This is a genomic window from Nocardia sp. NPDC003693 (assembly GCF_053981095.1).
Genome location: NZ_JBSFNO010000048.1, coordinates 1 through 20931, shown reverse-complemented (window position 1 = coordinate 20931; position 20931 = coordinate 1). Strand labels below are relative to the sequence as shown.

The 20931-nt window shown below is 69.5% G+C and carries 21 protein-coding genes; 3 read left to right on the top strand and 18 right to left on the bottom strand.

Annotated features, from left to right (window positions below; genetic code table 11):
- Positions 1-4: 4 nt before the first annotated feature.
- The 10 genes from ACWDOP_RS34260 to ACWDOP_RS34215 form a co-directional block, all read right to left on the bottom strand.
- Entirely contained in the window at positions 5-1219 is a 1215-nt protein-coding gene (locus tag ACWDOP_RS34260; RefSeq protein ID WP_456348373.1) for an acyl-CoA dehydrogenase family protein, read from the bottom strand.
- Positions 1216-2142, bottom strand: coding sequence for an LLM class flavin-dependent oxidoreductase (locus tag ACWDOP_RS34255; RefSeq protein ID WP_456348372.1), 927 nt, complete (start codon positions 2140-2142; stop codon positions 1216-1218). The genes ACWDOP_RS34260 and ACWDOP_RS34255 overlap by 4 nt, the downstream gene beginning before the upstream one ends.
- A 28-nt stretch (positions 2143-2170) precedes the next feature.
- A complete protein-coding gene (locus ACWDOP_RS34250; protein ID WP_456348371.1) occupies positions 2171-3415 on the bottom strand; it encodes an LLM class flavin-dependent oxidoreductase in 1245 nt (414 codons plus the stop codon).
- On the bottom strand, positions 3412-4668 hold the full coding sequence (locus ACWDOP_RS34245) for an acyl-CoA dehydrogenase family protein (protein ID WP_456348370.1): 1257 nt from the start codon (positions 4666-4668) through the stop codon (positions 3412-3414). The genes ACWDOP_RS34250 and ACWDOP_RS34245 overlap by 4 nt, the downstream gene beginning before the upstream one ends.
- On the bottom strand, positions 4665-6323 hold the full coding sequence (locus tag ACWDOP_RS34240; RefSeq protein WP_456348369.1) for a dipeptide ABC transporter ATP-binding protein: 1659 nt from the start codon (positions 6321-6323) through the stop codon (positions 4665-4667). The genes ACWDOP_RS34245 and ACWDOP_RS34240 overlap by 4 nt, the downstream gene beginning before the upstream one ends.
- Positions 6320-7114: an ABC transporter permease gene (locus tag ACWDOP_RS34235; protein ID WP_456348368.1), complete on the bottom strand. Its 795-nt coding sequence runs from the start codon at positions 7112-7114 to the stop codon at positions 6320-6322. Before ACWDOP_RS34235 ends, ACWDOP_RS34240 begins: the two co-directional genes overlap by 4 nt.
- Positions 7111-8145, bottom strand: a complete 1035-nt coding sequence (locus tag ACWDOP_RS34230) for an ABC transporter permease (RefSeq protein ID WP_456348367.1) — start codon at positions 8143-8145, stop codon at positions 7111-7113. Before ACWDOP_RS34230 ends, ACWDOP_RS34235 begins: the two co-directional genes overlap by 4 nt.
- Positions 8146-8157: 12 nt before the next feature.
- On the bottom strand, positions 8158-9795 hold the full coding sequence (locus ACWDOP_RS34225) for an ABC transporter substrate-binding protein (protein ID WP_456348366.1): 1638 nt from the start codon (positions 9793-9795) through the stop codon (positions 8158-8160).
- Positions 9796-9966: 171 nt separating this feature from the next.
- Positions 9967-10497, bottom strand: a complete 531-nt coding sequence (locus tag ACWDOP_RS34220; RefSeq protein ID WP_454205121.1) for a dihydrofolate reductase family protein — start codon at positions 10495-10497, stop codon at positions 9967-9969.
- A 166-nt stretch (positions 10498-10663) separates the two neighbouring features.
- Complete coding sequence (locus ACWDOP_RS34215; RefSeq protein ID WP_454205120.1) at positions 10664-11260, bottom strand: TetR/AcrR family transcriptional regulator; 597 nt, start codon at positions 11258-11260, stop codon at positions 10664-10666.
- A gap of 64 nt (positions 11261-11324) precedes the next feature.
- Between ACWDOP_RS34215 and ACWDOP_RS34210 the strand changes: the two genes are divergently transcribed.
- Positions 11325-12707: a flavin monoamine oxidase family protein gene (locus ACWDOP_RS34210; RefSeq protein WP_456348365.1), complete on the top strand. Its 1383-nt coding sequence runs from the start codon at positions 11325-11327 to the stop codon at positions 12705-12707.
- 11 nt (positions 12708-12718) lie between these two features.
- Here the strand turns inward: ACWDOP_RS34210 and ACWDOP_RS34205 are convergent, their stop codons facing one another.
- From ACWDOP_RS34205 to ACWDOP_RS34195, 3 genes are all read right to left on the bottom strand, one after another.
- Positions 12719-13459, bottom strand: a complete 741-nt coding sequence (locus ACWDOP_RS34205) for an SDR family oxidoreductase (protein WP_456348364.1) — start codon at positions 13457-13459, stop codon at positions 12719-12721.
- Positions 13460-13568: 109 nt separating this feature from the next.
- Complete coding sequence (locus ACWDOP_RS34200; protein ID WP_456348363.1) at positions 13569-13724, bottom strand: hypothetical protein; 156 nt, start codon at positions 13722-13724, stop codon at positions 13569-13571.
- 85 nt (positions 13725-13809) lie between these two features.
- Positions 13810-15429 (bottom strand): FAD-dependent oxidoreductase, encoded by a 1620-nt coding sequence (locus tag ACWDOP_RS34195; protein ID WP_456348362.1) that lies wholly within the window; start codon positions 15427-15429, stop codon positions 13810-13812.
- Between the two features lie 233 nt (positions 15430-15662).
- Here ACWDOP_RS34195 and ACWDOP_RS34190 point away from each other — a divergent pair, with 233 nt between their 5' ends.
- Positions 15663-15932, top strand: a complete 270-nt coding sequence (locus tag ACWDOP_RS34190; protein WP_354986153.1) for a metal-sensitive transcriptional regulator — start codon at positions 15663-15665, stop codon at positions 15930-15932.
- A gap of 133 nt (positions 15933-16065) precedes the next feature.
- Here the strand turns inward: ACWDOP_RS34190 and ACWDOP_RS34185 are convergent, their stop codons facing one another.
- Positions 16066-16476 carry a MerR family transcriptional regulator gene (locus ACWDOP_RS34185; RefSeq protein ID WP_456348361.1) on the bottom strand — a complete coding sequence of 137 codons (411 nt, stop codon included), beginning with the start codon at positions 16474-16476 and terminating at the stop codon, positions 16066-16068.
- A 294-nt stretch (positions 16477-16770) separates the two neighbouring features.
- Between ACWDOP_RS34185 and ACWDOP_RS34180 the strand changes: the two genes are divergently transcribed.
- Positions 16771-17481 carry a VTT domain-containing protein gene (locus ACWDOP_RS34180; protein ID WP_456348360.1) on the top strand — a complete coding sequence of 237 codons (711 nt, stop codon included), beginning with the start codon at positions 16771-16773 and terminating at the stop codon, positions 17479-17481.
- Positions 17482-17547: 66 nt separating this feature from the next.
- Here ACWDOP_RS34180 and ACWDOP_RS34175 read toward each other — a convergent pair whose 3' ends face one another.
- From ACWDOP_RS34175 to ACWDOP_RS34160, 4 genes are all read right to left on the bottom strand, one after another.
- Positions 17548-18129 carry a TerD family protein gene (locus tag ACWDOP_RS34175; protein ID WP_454205113.1) on the bottom strand — a complete coding sequence of 194 codons (582 nt, stop codon included), beginning with the start codon at positions 18127-18129 and terminating at the stop codon, positions 17548-17550.
- A gap of 55 nt (positions 18130-18184) precedes the next feature.
- Complete coding sequence (locus tag ACWDOP_RS34170) at positions 18185-19192, bottom strand: hemolysin family protein (RefSeq protein WP_454205112.1); 1008 nt, start codon at positions 19190-19192, stop codon at positions 18185-18187.
- Complete coding sequence (locus tag ACWDOP_RS34165) at positions 19185-20546, bottom strand: hemolysin family protein (RefSeq protein ID WP_456348359.1); 1362 nt, start codon at positions 20544-20546, stop codon at positions 19185-19187. Before ACWDOP_RS34165 ends, ACWDOP_RS34170 begins: the two co-directional genes overlap by 8 nt.
- A gap of 253 nt (positions 20547-20799) precedes the next feature.
- On the bottom strand, positions 20800-20931 hold a 132-nt coding region (locus tag ACWDOP_RS34160), incomplete at its 5' end, for a TerD family protein (RefSeq protein ID WP_456348411.1).

Here is a 20931-nt window from a genome sequence, read left to right as displayed (position 1 = left end):
GTGGTCAGAACAGGCCGGTGGTGGGTGGATCCTCGCCGGTGAGGTGGTAGGCGCCCGCGACGGCCTGTTTCCATTGGCGCGGATTGTGATTGGCCGCGGTGCGCGCGTTGCGCCAGTGCCGGTCGAAGCCGTGGCCGCGATCGGTGATGGAACCGCCACCGACGTCGAACAGCAGTTCGCTCGCGCGCAGCGCGGATTCGATGGCGATCACACCCGCCTGCGCGACGTGCACGGCGGCCGCGGCTCCGGCGGTGCGGGCGGCCGCGCCGATCAGGCCGCGGTTCTCCTGGAGTTGTTCGGCGGCCAGCAGCACCACCGCGCGCGCGGCCTGGGCGCGCGCGGCGATCTCGCCGATCGTCTGGCGCACATACGGGTCCTCCGCGCTGGTGGCGGCGGTGCTGTGCTTGATCGGCCGTGCCTTCTCGCGCACGTACACCACCGCGTCGTCGAGGGCACGCGCGGCGATGCCCGCCTGCACGGCGGCCAGATACAGCTGCGCGAACGACCCCGCCCACGGGTTGTCCGCCGCATTCTCGATCAGTCCGCCGGTGGTGATCTCCGATCCGGCCACGCGCACCTCGGTGAAACGCGTTGTCCCGCTGGAGGTCAGCCGCTGGCCGACGGCGTCGAAGTCGTCCAGGATCTCGATGCCCGCGCGATCCGCGGGCACGGTGAACCGCAGGAGCGTGCCGTCCTCGGTGACCGCCTGGGTGGAGAACCACGTGGCGTACACCGCGCCGGTGGAGTAGTACTTCTCGCCGTTGACGATCCAGTCCGCGCCGTCGGGCCGCGCGGTGGCGTAGGTCTGCCCGCTGGCGCCGCCGGTGCGCTCGTTGGCGGTGCCCGCGAACAGTTCCCGGTTGCGCAGGCGCTCGAGCACCAGCTCGCGCTGGGGCAGATCCGGCCGGTTCGCGACCTGGTGCGCGATGAGGAAGGTGCTGCGCAGGGCCTGCGCCACATTGGAATCCGCGCGGGCCAGATCGATGACGAGGTCGGCGACGTCGCGGACGGTGCCGCCCGCCCCGCCCTCGGCCACGGCGATGCCGGTGAGCGCGATACCGGCCGCGGCCAGCTCGCGGACATCGTCGACGGCGTAGTCCCGCACGGTTTCCCGGTGTCGCGCGGACGCGGCCAGCCGGTCGAGGGCGGGTTGGACGGCCGCGCGGATGCCCGCCACGGTCAGCAGGGTGGTGGGCTGACCGGTGCGCACGGCGGTCATCGCACCGCTCCCGCCGGAGTTCTCAGCCCGAGCGCTTCGCGCAGGGTCGGGCCCGTGACCGGGGTGGCGAGCAACGGCACCAGCGCTTGGACGGCGGCCACGATCTCGGCCGAGTCACCGGTCGGCGCGAGCGCGAGGCCGTCGAGCCCGTCGGCGGCGACCCAGGCGGTGAGTTCGTCCGCGACGGCCTGGGCGGCGGCAGGCGCGGAGACCTCGACGCCACCCAGCAGCACGATCTCGGACCGCTCGCGGCCGGTGCCCGCCAGCGCGGCGGTCAGCGCGGCGTTCGCCCCGGCGGCTCGATCCCGTTCCACGACAACCACATCGGCGATGTGCGCCACGACATCCCAGCCCAGCTCGTGCGGGTCGGCGGCGGCCAGCACCGGTCTGCCCTGGATCGAGGACGGACCGTCGAGCGGCCCCGCCACGCGGTAGTACGACCCGTCGTGGTCGATACCGGAGATCAGCTGGTCGTCCACCACGAGCGCCCGCTCCTGATCGGCGAGAAGCGCTGCACGAGGGAAGGATTCCCAGAGCCGGGTGAGCACGATGGCGTACTCCGCCCAGCGCCGCGCCGGATCGGCGGCCGTGGGATCGGGTGCGGTCGCCCGGCTCACCTCGTCGTCCGAGCCGGGCCGCAACACCACGCCCGAGCGGCCCGCGGTGGCCCGGTCGAAGGACAGGATGCGCCGCGCCGCGTTGTAGGGGGCGTTGCCGGTGGTCGGCACATCCACCAGATAGCCGATGTCCCCGGTGGTTCCGGCCAGGTACGCCGCGATGACGCTCGGGTCCAGGACGGGCCGGTCCCCCGCAGTGTCACGCACCCGCACCCCGGCCGCGCCGGCGGCCTGGGCGGCGGCCGCGATGGTCGCCGCCGCGGCGGGATCATCCGCGGCGATATCGATCAGAATCGGAAAACTCATTGTCCTGCCTCTTCTTTCGGGCGATCGCTCAGCGCGCGGCTTCGAGCGGACCGCGTTCCCAGACCCCGGTGGGAACGGGCGGCAGCCCGAGGCCGAGGTGATCGCGCAGCGTGGTCCCGTCGTAGTCGGTGCGGAACAGTCCGCGCCGGCGCAGTTCGGGTACGAGGTGGTCGGCGAAATCGTCGAAGCCCGAAGGCAATACGTCCGGCATAACGTTGAAGCCGTCGGCCGCGCCCGCCCGGAACCAGCGTTCGATGTCGTCGGCGACCTGTTCGGGGGTGCCGACCACGATGCGGTGACCGCCGCCGCCGGAGAGCTTCTTGAGCAGTTGGCGCAGGGTCGGGTTCTCGCGATCGATCAGGCCGCGCACGACGCGGTAGAAGGTCTGCGAGCCGCCGGCGGCGTCGGGTTCGACGAGCAGTTCGGGCGGGATCGGCTTGTCGTCGTCCAGTCCCTCGAGGGAGAAGCCGAGCTGTCCGGCCAGCCGCCAGCGCGCGTAGGCATCCGGGAGCAGGTCATCGAGCAGTTCGCGGCGTTCGAGCGCCTCGGCCTCGGTGCTGCCCAATACCGTCGACAGGCCCGGCAGCACGACGATCTCGTCCGGATTCCGCCCGAAGTCCGCGGCGCCGGAGCGCAATTCGTCACGGAAGGCCCGCGCCTTGTCGATGTCCTGCTCGGCGGAGAAGATCACCTCACCGACCCGCGAGGCCAGGCGCTTGCCGTCGCTGGATCCGCCCGCCTGCACCACGACCGGGCGACCCTGCGGCGAGACGAAATCGGTGCGCTCGGCCCAGGAGGCCACCACCCGCTCCACGAATTCCGCGGCCCGCCGGTACCGCAGTCCGTGATCGGGTTCCCCGTCGCGCCCGAAGTTGGCGGCCGCGACCGGGCCCGCGGTGGTGACGACGTTCCAGCCGAATCGGCCGCCGCTGACGTGATCCAGATCGCCCAGCCTGCGGGCCAATTCGACCGGATCGTTGTAGGAGGAAGACAGGGTGGCGATCAGCCCGACCCGCTCGGTCTGCGCGGCGACCCGGGCCAGCACCGTGGTGGGCTCGAGGTTGTTGCCGGTGCGGTGCTTGATGCCCGGGTCCAGCACCGGCCCGTCGGCGAGGAAGACCGCGTCGAGCTTGGCCTCCTCGGCCTTCTTCGCGATCGAGGTGTAGTGCTCGATGGAATAGGAAGCGGCGCCGTCGGTTCCGGGAAAGCGCCAGGAACCGCCGAAGACGCCGGCGTTGAGGATGTTGACGTTGAGGTGCAGCAGTCTGCTCACTGCGCGATCCTTTCCTCGGCGTCGGCGACCGACGGGCGGTTGGTGTAGTAGCCGGGAACCGGTGCGACGCCGTTGATCACGAAGTCGCCGATCACCCGCGGCTTGTAGACGACCGGATTGTGCGAGGCCAGGGTGCGGGCGTTGCGCCAGTGCCGGTCCAGGTGCGCGCTGTTGCGCACGGTCGAGGACCCGCCCGCGTCGAAGGCCCGGGTCGCGGCATCCAGTACCGCTTCGATCACGGCCACCTGGGCGGCGGAGGTGTCGAGATAGGCGGCGGTGTAGTCGGATTCGACGCCGGAGGCGTGGGCGGCCTCGAGCCGTTCGGCGGCGTGGCGCAGCAGGGTGTCGGCGGTGAGGCGGCGGGCCTGGAGCAGGCCGATCACCCCGAGCACCTCCGGATCGGCCGCGGCGTCCTGGGTCAGCGCGTGCAGGCTGGTACGGGTGCGCGCCCGCACGATCTCGGCTGTCTCGGCGACCAGACTGCGGGCGATGCCGGCGAGATTGGCCAGGTGCACGATCTGTACGAAAGAGTCCAGGCCGCGCAGCGATTCGCGAAAGCGGCCGATGTCGCCGTTCGGCTCCACCGGAACCTCGTCGAACAGCGTGGTGCCGCTGCCGGTCTGACGCTGGCCGATGCCGTCCCAGTCGTCGACGTGGGTGACGCCGGGATGGCGCGCGGGGATCACCACGAAGCCCCGCACGCCGTCCTCGCCCGCGACCGCGGCGCGAATGTAGTCCGCGAAACGCGATCCGGTGGAATAGAACTTGGTGCCCGAGACGAATCGGTTGCCGTCGGCGTCCGCGCGGACCCGGGTGGTGGTGACGCCCCAGCCGGTCGACTCCCCCGTGGCCGCGACCGCTTCGGCGACGATCGCCGACGGCTCGGACTGGGCGTTGCCGAACACCGCGCCCTGTCCCGCCACGCGCAGCCAGTGTTCGCGCACCACGGGATCGGTTTCGGCGCGCAGCACCTCGGTCGTGGTGAAATGCCCCCGCCAGATCTGCGGAATGTTGGAATCGGCCTGACCTGCCTCGGCCAGCAGCTCGAACAGGGTCGGCAGATCGACGTCGAAGCCGCCGAATTCCACCGGGACGCGCAGCCGTCCGAAACCCGCCTCGGCGAGGGCGCGGATCAACGCGTCCGGGTGTTCGAAGGCCAGGTCGCGTTCGCCCGCGCCCTTGGGGAATTCGGCCAGGACCGCGCGAATGCGCGGCAGGGCGGCGGCGAGGGTGGCCGGTTGTGCGGTGGTCATGACAAGCCTCCGGGAAGTGAGCGACGGCCGGCGATCGCGTCGAGCAGGCGGACCGTGTAGTCGTCGGCGGGATCGGTGAAAACCTCGCGCACCGTGCCCTGCTCGACGATTCGGCCCTGCCGCATGACCGCCACCCGGTCCGAGATCGCTCGGACCACGGCCAGGTCGTGGGAGATGAACAGGTAGGTGAGGTCGCGTTCGTCCTGCAGGGTGCGCAGCAGTTCCAGAATCCGGGCGGCCACCGAGACGTCCAGGGCCGAGATCGGTTCGTCCAGCACCAGCACCGACGGCTCGAGGATCAGGGCGCGGGCGATGGCCACGCGCTGGCGCTGACCGCCGGAGAGTTCGCGCGGATGCCGGTTGACGAAATCGGCGGGGAGAGCGGCGGCTTCGAGCGCGGCCACCACCCGGTCCTCGTTGGGTCGCTTGCGCCGCCGCAGCCCCCGCCGCGGCTCGAACGAGCGCAGCGGTTCGTCGACCACGTCGTAGACGTCGAAGCGCGGATCGAAGGAGGAGAACGGGTTCTGGTAGACGATCTGGACCTCGCGGCGCAGCGGCCGGAACGCGCGGGCGCTCAGGCCGGTGATGTCGGTGCCGAGCAGGTCCACGCGGCCCGCGGTGGCGGCGGTCAGTCCGGTCAGCACGCGGGCGGTGGTCGACTTGCCGCTGCCGGATTCGCCGACGATGGAGAAGGTTTCGCCGCGGCCGACCCGGAAGGAGATGTCGTCCACCGCTGTCGCGTCACCGTATTTCTTCACCAGGCCGGTGACCTCGATGACCGTGTCGCGGGCGGTCGCCGGGACGGGTGCGCCGGTGCGGGCGTACCCGATGCGGGCGGGCACGCTGTTCAGCAGATGCTTCGTGTACTCGTGCCGCGGTTGGGCGACAACGTCTTTCGTGGCACCGAACTCGACCAGCCGGCCCCGGCGCATGACGCCGATGCGGTCCGAGCGGTCGGCGGCGACGCCGAGATCGTGGGTCACCAGCACGACGCCGGTGCCGGTGCGGCGGCGGATATCGTCGATCAGATCGAGTACCTGCTGCTGCACGGTGGCGTCCAGGGCCGAGGTGGGCTCGTCGGCGATGATGAGGTCGGGTTCCGCGGCCACCGCCGCCGCGATCAGCACCCGCTGGCGCATACCGCCCGACAGCTCGTGCGGGTACTGCCGATAGCGGCGCTCCACCTCGGTGAAGCCGACCAGGTCGAACAGTTCGTGCACGCGGCGGCGGCGCGCCTCGGCGTCGAGATCGGTGTGCAGCAGCAGGACGTCCTCGACCTGGTGGCCCACCCGGCGCACCGGATCCAGCGACGAACCCGGATCCTGGGGAATCAGGCTCACCGCGCGACCGCGAATGTCGCGCCAGCCCTTGGGCGAGAGCTCGGTCAGCTCCTGATCGCGGAAGGCGATGCGCCCGCCCGACACCGAACCGTTCTCCGGCAGCAGGCCGAGGATCGCGTGCGCGGTGGTGGTCTTGCCCGAACCGGATTCACCGACCAGGGCCAGCACCTCGCCCGGGGCCAGTTCGAAGGAGACCTCGTGCACCACGGGTTCGAAGCGGCGGCGCACCCGGTAGCCGACGGTCAGGTTCGAGACGGCCAGTAGTGGAGCGCCGGTGGACTTTTCGAGACGACTCGGCTCGTGGACGACGGTCATGTCGACGCCCTCCTGGAGAGATGGTGGGAGATGTGGTTGGTCGCGAGCACGACCGCCACGACCGTGAGTCCCGGCCACAGGGTGAGCCAGCCGCGGGTGGCGATGTAGTTGCGGCCGTCCGAGACCAGGCGGCCCCATTCCGGATCCGGCGGTTGCGCGCCCAGGCCGAGGAAGCTCAGCGAGGCGATCCAGATGATCGCGATGCCGAACTGCACGGTGATGAGCGAGACGGTGGAGGCGATCGAGTTCGGGACCACGTGCCGCCGCAGGACCGCGAAAGTGGTTGCCCCGCTGGTGATCGCGGCCTCGACGTAGTTGCTGGTGCGCGCCTCGAGGACTTCCGAGCGGATCAGGCGGGCGAAGGTCGCCGCCGAGGTCAGCCCGACCGCGATACCCGCCTGCAGGACACCGAAGCCCAGCAGCACCACGAAGGTGATGGCCAGCAGGAAGCCCGGGATCGAGAGCAGGATGTCGATGACGCGCATGACCACGTTGTCGGTGACGCCGGCGAACCAGCCCGCGGTCACCCCGAGCAGCGAACCCACCGCCACGCCGACGGCCACCGCGATGGCCGAACCGGTGAGCGAGGCCCGCGCGCCGTAGACGACCCGGGCGTAGAGGTCGCGCCCGAGTTGATCGGTGCCGAACCAGTGTTCGCCGGACGGCGGCCGCAGCTTCGCGGCCGGATTCACCGCCAGCGGATCGATCGAGGTGAACAGCTGCGGCACCGCGGCCCACAGCACCACCAGCGCGACGACCGCCACGGCCGGGATCAGGCTCCAGCGCTTCATGGCATGGCCGCCTCGACCGGCAGCGGGCGCGGGGCGGGCAGTACGGTCGCGACCGCCGGCTTGCGCCGCAACGCGGCGACCGCGGTGACACGGCGGGTCTTGCCGTCCACCAGCACCCGCGGATCGATGAGCGGGTAGGCCAGATCCACGGCCAGATTGACCAGGACGTAGACCAGCGTCGACAGCAGCACCACGCCCTGCACCACCGGCAGGTCCTGGGTGTTCACCGCGCCGACGGTGAGCTGGCCGATGCCGTCGCGGGCGAATACCGATTCGGTCACCACCGCACCGGCGATGAGTTCACCGAAGGCCAGGCCCAGCAGGGTCAGCACGGGCAGCGCGGAATTGCGCAGCACGTCCTTGCGGAACACGAAGCCCTCCCCCGCGCCCTTGGCGTGCAGCACGTGCACGAAGGGCTGACGGCGGGTGGTGCGGATGGAACCGGTGAAGACCTGGGACAGCGGGGCCGCGATCAGCAGGCCCAGGGTCGCCGACGGCGCGAGCAAGGCCCGGAAGGTGCCGTCGTCGACCGAGGGGATCAGGCCGAACCGGAACGAAAGGTATTGCAGGGCAAGGATGCCGACCACGAAGGTGGGCACCGAGGCGAACAGCGCCGGTACCGAGCCGATCAGCCCGCGCAGCCAGGCCCAGGGCGCGTAATTGGCCGCCACCGCGACCACGGTGGTGAACACCAGCCCGAAGGCCAGCCCGAGCGCCGCGAGCTGCACGGTGCCCGGCAGCGCCTCGCCGATCAGTTCCTCGACCGGTTTGCCGTTGGTGAGCGAGAAGCCGAAGTCGCCGCGCCACAGCGCCGCCAGACTGTGCAGGTACTGCTGCCAGACCGGGCGGTCCAGGCCGTAGTACTCGAGCATGATCCGCCCCGCCTCGGGGGTGATCTGCGCTTCCGGATTCTGGATCCGGTTGTTGACCGAGTCGCCCGGCAGGGCGCTCAGCAGCACGAAGGACAGGGTGTAGGCGGCCCACAGCACCACCGTCGCCTGTCCCAGGCGCTTCGCGGCATAGATAAGCATTCTCGCTCCCGCCTACTCGGCGATCCAGGTGTCGTACAGCCAGGTGCGGGCCGTGGACTCGGTGCTGAAGCCGTGCACCGACGGGGCCAGGCCGAAGACCTGGGTCTCGTCGTACAGCGGAATCACGTAGCCCTCGCCGAACAGGTGATCCTCGATGGCCTGGATGGCGGCGGTGCGCTTGGCCGGATCGAATTCGAACGCCTGCGCCCGGACGAGCTCGTCGAGCTTGGCGTCGGGGGTATTGGCGTGCAGCTCGTTGGTGGCGCCACTGTCGAAGGCCGTGCGCAGCACGTCGGCTTCCGCGCGCGAGGTCTGGCCCTGCACCAGTGCCCAATTGTCCGGGCGCGCGAGCTGAGTGGCCTCGTAGTCGGTCAGCGAGGTCGCGTTGATCTTCAGTTCGACGCCGGCCTTGCGCCACTGCGACTGCAGCAGTTCCTGCACGGGCTGGGCGACCTGGTAGTACGGCGCGACCCAGATGTCGAGCTGCAGGCGCTTGCCGTCCTTGACGCGGATGCCGTCGCCGCCGGGCCGCCAGCCCGCCGCATCCAGCAGCGACTTCGCCTTGTCCAGGTCGTAGGCGAGGAAGCGGGAGGAGTCGCCGCGGTTCGGAGTGCCCTGCACCAGAATCGATTTCGGCACCGGGTAACTGGGCGACAGGACCGTCTCGTTGATCTCCTGCCGGTTGGTGGCGGCCTGCAGGGCCAGGCGCACGTTCTTGTCCAGGATCGGGGTGACCGAATCCAGTTGGAACGAGAGCTTGTTGGTCTGGCCCTGCACCGGGAACGCCTCGATGACGCCGCCGCCGGCGGTGACCGTCTCCTCGTCGTACGGGGCGATGTTGCGGGCGATGTGCGCCTCGCCGGACTTCAGCGCGCCGACGCGGGTACCGGCCTCGGGCACGGTCTTGAACACGACCTTCTCCAGGTACGCCCGGCCCTGGTGGCCCGCGCCCTCGGGCGCCCAGTTGTAGTCCTCGCGGCGCTTCAGAGTGATGCCGGTGGTGCCCTGCACCGACTCGATCACGAAGGGACCGGAGCCGATCCAATTCTTGGCCTGCCCCTGGCCGTTCAGATCCTGCGCCAGGAAAGGCTTGGCCAGAATCGACCCCGCGCGATAGAACGAAGCCACCTGCAGGAAGCCCACATTCGGTTTGGTGAACGAGACCCGCACGGTGAGCGGATCGATCACCTCGGTGGACTTGTAATCGGAGAAGAAGCGGTCCGGGGGAATTCCCAGCGCCTTGTCGCCCAGTCCGTGCTGATCGTAATTGGCCTTCACCACCGCGGCATCGACCGGATCGCCATTGCTGAAGGTCACGCCCTCGCGCAATGTGAACGTGTAGGTCAATTTGTCGTCGCTGATCGTCCACGACTTCGCCAGCCACGGCTTGATCTCACCGGTCTCGGGATCCTGCCAGGTCAGGCGCTCGGCCAGGTTGTTGGTGACCTGGCTGTTGGACCAGATCGAATTCGTCGGCAGCCAGGCCGTGTACTCGATCGGGTCGTAGAACTTCAGCGTGCCACCGAAAACCGGGTCACCGGCCGGGCCATTTCCCGACGAACCCGAGCCACCGCAGGCGGTCAGCGCCGTCGCGAGGGCAATGGCCACCGTGCCCGTTGCCATGAGCGTGCGGAATCGTTTTATCCTCATCGCGATGATGCGTCCTTCTGCCGTCCTGCGTATCTCCAAGGAGGCTAGGCGCGACCGGGCGATATTCCGCGACTTCCAATCGCCAAGAGTCCCTACACGAATACTGAAGTTTCTCTTGAGCGCATTGGATTCACGGTGAGGAAAATACGGGCGCGGCGGCGATCGCCGGACTCACTCGCGGACGACCTCGTAACGCACGCAGACCAGCTCGCCGTTCTGGGTCGCCTCGACCGTGTTGAGCTCGACCCGCCAGGGCAGCAGGGGAATTCCGGAGCCGAGGGTGACCGGGGCGTAGGAGACGATGATCTCGTCCAGCAGATCGTGGGCGGCGAACTGGGCGGCGAGGTTCCCGCCGCCGACCACCCAGATCTTGCGCCCGGCCGCGGCCTGCTCGAGTTCGGCGTAGATCTCCGGAATCGGGCCGCTGCCGAACCGGATGTCGCGGTCGCTGCGGGTCGCGAAGCGCTGGTGGGTGATGATCCACGCGGGCACGTCGTAGGGCCAGGCGGCGGGGTCGTGGTCGATCACCCACTGATAGGTGTTGGCGCCCATGACGATCGCGCCCACGTCGGCGATGAAGGCGTTGTAGCCGAGCGGGCCGTCGGGATCGGTGTCGCGGGATTCGAGCCAGTCCAGCGAGCTGTTGTCATCGGCCAGGAAGCCGTCGGCGCTGGAACCGGTGTAGTAGCTGGCGAATCCCATGTCGGCCTCTCTACGGTGCGGCGATCGCGGACGGGGCGCTCGAGGCGGCGACCGCGCGCGAGCGACCCAGCGCCAGGCTAGCAATCAATCAGCAAATATCAGCGCAGCGTGGCCCGGCGACGTAGAGCGGTTGATTCACAGAACATTTGGCGAACCCGGCAACCCCTCAGGCCGGGCCGAGGCTGTCGAGCAGGCGTTCGAGCATGCGACCGGCTTCGTCACGGGCACGGGCGGGGTCGTCCGACGCGGCCAGCACGAACGACATGTCGGTCAGGCCGCCGTAGAACATGGCGGCCACGAGCTCGGGCGAGAAGCCGGTCAGCCCTTGCTCTTTCAGCAATTCGACCTGGGCGACCAGCAGGCCCGACAGGGACAGGCGGTCGAGTTCGCGCCAGCGATCCCAGCCCAGCACCGTCGGGCCCTGCACCAGCACGATCTGGCGGTAGTCGCGCTCGGTGCAGACGTCGAGGAAGGTGTTCATCCCGGCGATGGTTTTCTCGCGCAGGCCCGGCGGCGCGCTCATGGCGGCGGCGATGCGTTCGGCGGCGGCGTTCTCCAGATCCGCGAACACCGCCGCGAACAGGCCCTGCTTGCCGCCGAAGTGGTGATAGAGCGCGCCCCGGCTCAACCCCGCCGCGGCGACGAGTTCCTCGGCGGACACGTCCGCGAACGGCCGATCGGCGAACAGCGCCGCGCCCGAACGCACCAGCGCTTCCCGGGTGCTCTGCGCGTATTCCTCGCGCCTGCTCTTGACAGCACTCATACGTCATGGATATCACATACAGTGTGTATGCGAGATACACTCTGTATGTGAGAGGTGGTCCCCCATGGATATGCGAGTGATCGAGACGGACGCGGTGGTCGTCGGCGCGGGGGTGTCCGGGCTCGTGGCCGCACGAGATCTGGTGGCGGCCGGGCGCGAGACGGTGGTGCTGGAGGCGCGCGACCGCGTCGGCGGCCGGTTGCTCAACGCACGACTACCCGGCGGATCACCCATCGAAGTGGGCGGGCAGTGGATCGGCCCCACCCAGCATCGCGCGCTGGCGCTGGTGGCCGAGCTGGGACTGACCACCCACCCCACCTACGACCGGGGCCGCAACATCGTCGAATTGTGCGGTGCGCGAACCACATACACCGGGCGCATTCCGCGGTTGAGTCCGTTCACGCTCGCCGATCTCGCGCTGGGACAGCACCGGATCGCACGCGCCGCCGCGGCGATCGACCCGGCCCGGCCCTGGGACGCCAAACACGCCGAGGAACTCGACGCGCAGACCTTCGGGGGCTGGATTCGGGCTCACTTCCACACCGCGCGCGGGCGCGGATTCATGCGGATTCTCACCCTGGCGGTGTTCGCCACCGAACCGGAGGACCTCTCCGCGCTGTGGGCCCTGTCGTACATCTCGGCGGCGGGCGGCCTGGACGCCCTCATCGAGACGCGCGGTGGCGCGCAACAGGATCGCGTGGTCGGCGGCACCGAACGCATCGCCGTCGAACTCGCCGCGCGCCTGGGCGATCGGGTGCGGCTCGCCCAGCCGGTCGAGCGGATCGAGTGGAGCGACGACGGCGTGCGGGTGACCGCCGACGGGATCGAGGTGCGGGCCCGGCACGCGATCGTCGCGGTGCCGCAGGCGCTCAACGATCGCGTGCGCTACACACCGGCTCTGCCCACGGACCGTGTGATGCTGATGCAGCGCATGCCCGCCGGGCGGGTCATCAAGACCAATACCGTATACGCGACGCCGTTCTGGCGCGCCGACGGGTTCAGCGGACAGGCCAACAGCGACCTGCGCTTGATCAGCACGGTGTTCGACAACACGCCCCCGGACGGGACCCCCGGGGTGCTGGTCGGGTTCTTCGAGGGCCGCGCCGCCGACGTCGCCGCCCGCATGTCGCCCGCCGAACGGAGACAGCAGGTGATCGACGACCTGACGGGGTACTTCGGGCCGGCCGCCGCCGACCCCATCGACTACATCGAACAGGATTGGGCCGCAGAGGAATACACCCGTGGCTGCTACGGGGCGTTCACCACACCCCAGGCCCTGACCAGCTTCGGCCGGGCGCTGCGCACACCGGTCGGCCCCCTGCACTGGGCCGGATCCGAGACCGCGGTGACCTGGACGGGCTACATAGACGGCGCGATCGAGGCCGGGCAACGCGCGGCCGCGGAGGTAGTGACCGCATCGGCGGCGAACCTACCCGTCGCACACTGAGGAAACCGGCCTCAGGCTCGGCCCGCTGTCATTCCGCCGTCGACCACGAACTCCGCCCCGTTGCAGTAGCTCGACTCCTCGCTCGCCAGGAACACGACCATCGGGGTCACCTCGGCGGGAGAACCCAAGCGGGCGAGGGGATTCGCGGCGCGATCGACAGGGGCGTCCTCGGGCGCGCCGAGCATCGGGGTCAGGATGCCGCCGGGGTGCACGGAATTCACGCGGACGCCGTGCGGGGCCAACTCCAGGGCGGCCGACTTGGTGAGCCCGCGCACGCCGAACTTCGACGCGGTGTAGCCGTGCACTCCGGGGACGCCCTGGATCCCGGCGGCCGAGGAGATGTTCACGACCGACGCCGGGGCCGCGGCCACGAGGGCATCCCGCGCCGCGGTCAGGCCCAGGAACGGGCCGGTGAGATTGATGGCGATGATGTTGTTCCACTGTTTTTCGGTGTACGTGCCGAGCGGGCCGCCGTCGAGAATGCCCGCGTTGTTGACCAGCACGTTGAGCGCGCCGAAGCGGTCCACGGTGGCCGCGACCGCCGCCTCCCAGTCGGCGAGGCGGGTGACGTCCAGGTGCACGGACGCGGCGCGGTCGCCGAGTTCGGCGGCCAGCCGGGCCGCGGCGTCATCGGCGATATCGCCCAGCATCACCGCGGCGCCCTCGGCGATGAAGGCCCGCGCGTGCGAGGCGCCCATCCCCGACGCCGCTCCGCTGATCAGGGCCACCCGTCCGGTCAATCGTCCGGTCATCGTTCAGTTCTCCTTCGACGTCGAGATGCCAACGGCGGCTTCCCGATCGGACAGAAGTAGAACATGTTTCAATCGGTAGTTCAATCATTGATTGAACGAAGGCGGGCGGCTAGCGGCCGAAGGGCCACAGCTTGCGCCCGGGCCGTTCGGCCGCGCACGCGCAGCGGCCCGCCTTCGGCACGTCGCCCAGGACCTGCTCGACGTGGTTTCCGCACCCGGTGAAACCGGGTTTGCCGCAGGTGCGGCAGGTGATTCGCTGACACATGGGGGTTCGTCTCCTGATTGGTCGATATCGTTCGGGAACGCGGCCGCTGATCGGTTGCGGCCGTCCGGCTTTCGCGCCGCGGAAATCACCCGGCGGTGCCGGCGTGCCAGGTGCGGTAGCCGCCGTCGAGATTCACCGCGTCCCGGCCCAGCTGGGTGAGCAGCCGGGTGGCGCTGTTGCCGCGCTGCCCGACCTGACAGAACGCGAGCACGGGACCGGCGGGGATCTCGTCCGCGCGCTCGCGCAGCTCGTCCAGCGGGATGTTGCGGGCACCCGGAATCGAGCCACCCTCGAACTCCCCCGGCGAGCGCACGTCGACCAGCTGTGCGCCGTTCGCGACGGCCTTGTCGACCTCGTGCCACTGCGCGGTGCGCACGCCGCCGGTGCGCAGGTTGTCGGCCATGTACCCGAGCATGTTCACCGGATCCTTGGCCGAGCCGAACTGCGGCGCGTACGCGAGTTCGAGATCGAGCAGGCGCGAGGCGCGGATGCCGCCGGCCATCGCGGTGGCCAGCACGTCGATCCGCTTGTCGACACCGTCGCCGCCGACCGCCTGCGCGCCCAGGATCTCATCGGTCTCGGGATCGACCAGCAGTTTGATCGACAGTGCCCGGGCGCCCGGGTAGTACCCGGCGTGCGCCATCGGATGGGCGTGCAGCGCACGGTAGGGCCGACCGGCCGCCACCAGGCGCTTCTCGCTCCAGCCCGTCATGGCCGCGGTGAGCTCGAAGACGCCGACGATGGCGGTGCCCCGGGCGGGCGGGTCGGTCACGGGCAGCCCGGCGATGATGTCGGCGACCGAACGACCCTGGCGATTCGCCGTGTTGGCCAACGGAATCAGCGCGCCCTGGCCGCTCACCGCGTCCCGCTTCTCGACCACGTCGCCGACCGCGTAGACGTGGGGCGCGGACGTACGCAGCCGATCGTCGACGACGATGCCGCCGCCGGAACCGATCTCCAGCCCGGCCGCGCGCGCCAGGGCGCTCTCCGGGCGCACCCCGATCGCCATGACCACCAGCTCGGCCGGCACCACGCGCTGATCGGACAGCGTCACGCTGTCGGCGTCGATACGCTCGAGTTCGACGCCCGTCTCCAATCGGATTCCGCGCCCGCGCATCTCGGCCGCGACCGGGGCCGCCATCTCCGGATCCAGCGGGCCGAGCACCTGATCGCCGCGCTCGACCACGGTGGTCGAAATGCCACGGCGGGTGAGGTTCTCGGCCATTTCGACGCCGATGAATCCCGCGCCGACGACGACGGCGGTCCGCGCCCGCCCGGCCGCGTCGGCCAGGCGATCCACGTCCGCGACATCGCGCAGGACCAGGGCGCGCTCCACGCCGGGCAGGGGCGGCACGATCGCCGAGGCGCCGGTGCTGAGCACCAGCTCGTCATAGGACTCGGTCGACTCCCGGCCCGAATCCAGGTCCCGCACCCGCACGATGCGCGCGGCCGGGTCGATCGCGACGGCCTCGTGCCGCACCCGCACATCCAGGCGGAAGCGCGCGGCGAGCAACTCGGGGGTCTGCAAAAGCAGCGCCTCGCGCTCCTCGATCACCCCGCCGACGTAGTACGGCAGTCCGCAATTGGCGAACGACACGTGCGCGCCGCGCTCGAGCACCACGATCTCCGCGGTCTCGTCGAGCCGCCGCAGTCGCGTCGCAGCCGACATGCCACCGGCCACACCACCGACGATCACAACCTTCATCTCGCACCTCCTCGCGGGGAAGACCCGCGCTGTTCATACCCCCTGGGGTATCCGACTCGACTTCGACCATACCCCCGGGGGTATACTTCGAGTACGTGATCCCCGCCTCCCCCGAGCCTTACCCGGCCGGTGAGTTCCGACACGGAGGAGGTCGTTGGCATACCCCTAGGGGTATCTTTATTCGATAGTCGGGCTGGCCGGAACAGCCCGGATCCACTGCTCAGGAGGCAGAGATGGTCGGCGACGAACAAGCCACCGCCGCGGTTCTCAATCGGCTGCGCCGCGCACAGGGTCAGCTCGCCGGGGTCATCACCATGATCGAACAGGGGCGCGACTGCAAGGACGTGGTCACCCAGCTCGCGGCGGTCTCGCGCGCCCTCGACCGCGCGGGGTTCAAGATCGTGGCCAGCGGCCTGCGCGAATGCCTCACGGGCGAGGGCGCCGAGGGGCGCGAGCCGCTGACCGAGGCCGAACTGGAGAAGCTTTTCCTCGCACTGGCCTAGCGCGCCGCCGCTCGACACGGTGGAGTGAATCCACAACGGCCGGAAGCCGACCCGGACCGGCTCGGACGGAAGTCAGTGCACGGCAGCAAGATCCGGGTGCACCGCCGCGGACGTCAGCGAGCGACCACCCGGGTCAGAGCATCGGCAAGTCGGGCGGGAGTTGCAGAGCGACGGTCAGCAGCGACTGCACCCGGGCCGCGATAATGCTGAGCAGCCCGTTCATCTCGCTGGGGGCGACCTCGGCGGCGGTTTGCAGCGACTTGAGGTCGGTGTCTATGCGGGCCAGCATCTCGGCGACGTCGTCGGGCTGGGAATTGAGCGCCTTGGCGATCTCCTCGAGCGAGATGCCCTGCGCCTCCAGGGTCTGGATGAGGTGGATGCGCTCGACGTCGGCCGGATCGTACATCCGGTAGTTGCCCGCGGTGCGTTCGGCGGGAACGAGCAGTCCCAGGCTGGTGTAGTAGTCGATGGTGCGGGAGCTGACCTCGGCACGGGTGGCGAGTTCTCCGATTCTGACCAGGCCCTCCGGCATCAGCACCTCCATCCTCGAAAGATCTCAACCATACAGCGATCCGAGTCACCGTCCGGCGTCCGAACCACGATCACGGGCCCGTGCGGGCGCCGTTCGCACCCGGACAACCTTACAGTGCCGCGTGCTACTGTGGCCTGCAGGTGGGGCGCGGCATGTCCGATCGGCCTGTGTGGTCGCCGCGCGGGGGTCTCACCGGCAGGGCATCGACCCTGTTCTCGGCGTAATGAAACATCCGAAGGAGACCAAGCACGTGGCAATCGACCACACCCGGCCCGCCCGATCGACGAGCACCGAACGGCGGAGCAGATGACGACGATTACCACCGCGATGGATTCGACCACCACGAATCTCGCACTGCTACCGGGCTTCCTGGACCCGGTGAACCTGCTCAACTCCTTCGGCACCTGGATGCTGGTCGGCCTGCTCGCGGTCGTCTTCATCGAATCCGGCCTGCTGTTCCCGCTGCTGCCCGGTGACTCGCTGCTGTTCACCGCCGGATTGATCGCGGCCTCCAAATCGACCGAGATCGAGCCCTTCGCGCCGATCGAGGTGCTGCTCATCCTGATTCCGCTCGCCGCCATCGCGGGCGATCAGGTCGGATATCTCATCGGCGCGCGCGGCGGCACCGCGCTGTTCAAGAGCGACGACGCCCGCTTCTTCAAGAAGTCCTACATCGACGAATCGCACGCGTTCTTCGTCAAACACGGGCCCATCACCATCGTGCTGGCGCGCTTCGTGCCCATCGTGCGCACCTTCGCGCCGGTCGTGGCCGGCGCGGCCAAGATGAAGTACCGGGTCTTCGTGACCTACAACATCATCGGCGGCGTGCTGTGGGGCTCGGGCCTGACCTACCTGGGCTACCTGCTCGGTCAGATCGCCGCGGTGCGCGACAACATCGACCTGATCTTCCTGGTGATCGTGGCCATATCGGTGCTGCCGATCGTGTACGAGGTGGTCAAGCGCTCGATCGCCACCCGCAAGGCCCGGGCGGCGGCCGAATCTGAGTCGGTGCACTGACGATCGACCCCGAAAGGCCCTGCCCGCGAGCGAGATCGGCGGGCAGGGCCTTTGCGCGTCTCCGGGCTACTGCAGGGCGAAGCGCAGCAGGGCCTGCATGTCACCCTGCTTGATCTTGCCCTTGCGATCGACGACCTCGAGCTGCCAGGCCGGGCCGTTGCGGAACGCGCGGGCGATGGCGTTGGCGTTGTCCCCGCCCAGCAGCGACGGCCAGATGTCGGCCACCTGCTGGGTGCCGCCGCCGGTCGCGTCGTAGATCTTGAACGAGACGTTGTTCGCCTTCTCGAAGCTCGAGCCCTTCTTGAACGCGGCCGCGACGAACACGATCGAGTCGATGCCGCCGGGCACGTCGGCGAAGGTCACGTGCACGGTCTCGTCGTCACCCGCGGCCGCGCCGGTCTGCTCGTCGCCGCTGTGCAGCACCGACCCGTTGCCCAGCGGATCCAGCGAATCCAGGCCCGCGAACCGCACCGGTTCGCTGCCCTGCATCAGAATCGCGATCAGATCCAGATCCACGCCCTTCTTCCGCCGGGCGATGCCGAGCAGCCCGCCGCTGGCGCCGGCCGAGGGGTCCCAGCTGACGCCGACACTCATCTTGCTGATGCCCGCGAGATCGGCGGCACCGTCTTCTTTTCTGAGCGTGATCACGAACTCAACCTGTCTTCTCGTCGAAATATCTTGTGGAACAGTGGATATGGACTTGTCAGACCGCCGCCGCGGGGAGCAGCCGCTCGAGCACGTCGGTGAGGGTGACGAGCCCGATCAGGCCGCCGGGTCCAGCGACGACGCCGATGTGACCGCGGGTCTCGCGCATGACGCCCAGGGCCTCGTAGACCGGCAGAGCCGCGTCGAAGCGCAGCACCGGGCGCATGAGATCACGCGCCACGGTGGTGTCGGGCACGCCCAGACTGTCGCGCACGTGCAGCACGCCGATCAGTTCGTCGCCTTCGCGCACGAACAGGCGCAGATGCCCCGTCGAGCGCGAGACCCGCTGGATCGTGCGCGCGTCCGCATCCGGCGCCACGGCGCTCGGGTCGGTGTTCGGGCGCACGATGTCACCGACGGTCAGCGCTTCGAGTTCGAGTGCCGCGGTGAGGTTTCCGCGATAGCGCTCGTCGAGCGTGCCCGCGGTGGCGGAGTGCTCGATCAGATGCCGTAGCGCGGCGGGGTCCTGACCCGCGTCGACCTCGTCGACCGGGGTGACGCCCACGCGCACCAGGCACCAGTTCGCGAGCCGGTTGAGCGCGGACAGCAGCGGCCGGGTGAGCCACATGAACGCGCGCATCGGCAGCGCCAGCAGAATGGCCGATCGCTCGGGATGCGCGATCGCCCACGACTTGGGCGCCATCTCCCCCACCACCAGGTGCAGGAACGTCACGACGATCAGGGCGAGCACGAAACCGGCGACGTCCGCCAGCCACAGCGGCGCGCCCAGCGTCTCGATGAGCGGGGTGATCCAGTGGTGCACGGCGGGTTTGGTGATGGCGCCGAGCGCCAGCGTGCACACCGTGATGCCCAGCTGCGACCCCGCCAGCAGCACCGACAGTTCCGAGGCGCTGCGCAGCGCGGCCCGCGCCGGAGCGCTGGTCGCGGCCGCGTCCTCGAGCCGATGCTTGCGCGCCGCGATGAGCGCGAATTCCACCGCGACGAAGAACGCGCTGGCGCTGATCAATCCGATGGTGATGACCACCACGACCCAGGGATTACTCATCGCCACTCACCTCCGCGTCGACCGCCGGGGTGATCAGCACGCGCGAGGGCACCCGCTTGTGCACCTGCCGCACCCGCGCCAGCACCGTCCGCCGGCGCGGATGTTCGGCCAGGAGTTCGGACGCCTCGGGTTCGAGCTCGATCTCCACGGTGTCGCCGACCTCGGGCAGGCCGCCGAAACGCGTGATCACCAATCCGGCCAGGGTTTCGTAATCCCCCTCGGGCAGTTCGAGGTTCAACAGCCTCGACACCTCGTCCAGGTGCAGGTCGCCGGCGACGAGCCAGCCGCCGTCGACCGGCACCACGTCGTCGTTGACTTCCGGATCGTGTTCGTCGTCGATCTCGCCGACCAGTTCCTCGGCGATGTCCTCGATGGTGACCACGCCCGCGAAGCCGCCGTACTCGTCGATGACCAGGGCCATTTCCTTTTTCGCGGCGGTGATCGCGGTGACGACATCGGGCAGCGACAGCGACTCGGGCACCATGACCGCCTCGCGGCAGTGCTGACCCGCGCGCTCGTCCGGGTCGACGTCCAGCAGGTCGTGCAGATGAATGATGCCGCGCAGGTCGTCGCTGGTCTCCCCGGTCACCGGGTAGCGGGTGTGGCCGGTGCTCATGCGATCGCGCACCGCGCCCACCGTGTCCCCGGCCGCGACGACATCCACCCGGGCGCGGGGGATCATCGCGTGCTCGGCGGTGCGCGTGGGGAAGTCGAGTATGCGGTCCAGCAGCGTCGACAACTCCGGGGGCAATTCGCCCGCGTTGCGCGAGGCCGCGACGATGTGTTCGAGATCCCTCGGGGTCGCCGAATGCTCGACATCGTGGACCGGTTCGATGCGCAGCGCGCGCAGCAGCACGTTGGCCGACTGGTCGAAAAGCTTGATGAGCCAGCCGAAGACCTTCAGGTACATGGTCGTCGACAGCGCCAGGGCCCGGGCCACCGGTTCGGGACGAGCGATGGCGAGGTTCTTCGGGAACAGCTCGCCGAAGACCATCTGCACGACGGTCGAGAACAGCACGGCCAGGATCGCGCCCACCGCGATGCCGACGCCGGTCGGCACGCCCACCCCGCCCAGCAGTTCGCCGAGGCCGCGACCGATGAGCGGTTCGGCGACGTAACCGACCAGCAGACCGGTCACGGTGATGCCGAGTTGCGCGCCGGACAGCATGAACGAGGTCCGTCTGGTCACCGCCAGGGCGCGGCCGGACGCCGCGTCCCCGGCTTCGGCGCGGGCCTTGAGCCGCGAGCGGTCCACGGCCATGTACGCGAATTCCTGGGCCACGAAGTAGCCGGTCAGCGCGGTAATCGCCAGGACGACGAGAACACCGAGTCCAACACTCAGCGCGGTGAGCACGGCGTCACCCCCGTGGAGGGAAAGCCGCGATCAGCTCGGGGCGGGTTGGGTAATCGGTATTTGCGCTTCGCGCGTCTCATCTGCTCGCTTCTGTGAGATGTCCGTATTGCCGGGTGTATCCGACGCTAACACGGACGATCGAACTGTTCGGGACATGAAACCGCTTGTCACGCCCCATTTCCGCACCGGCCGAGCGGCGAGCGCCACGCGGGTTGACCGCGCTCGCCGCCGGCCGGGTGTCAGGACCGAATCCTCAGAGCCCGACGCCGAAGTCGCGGGCGATGCCCTCGAGGCCGGAGGCGTAGCCCTGGCCGATGGCGCGGAACTTCCACTCGGCGCCGTTGCGGTACAGCTCGCCGAAGACCATGGCGGTCTCGGTCGAGGC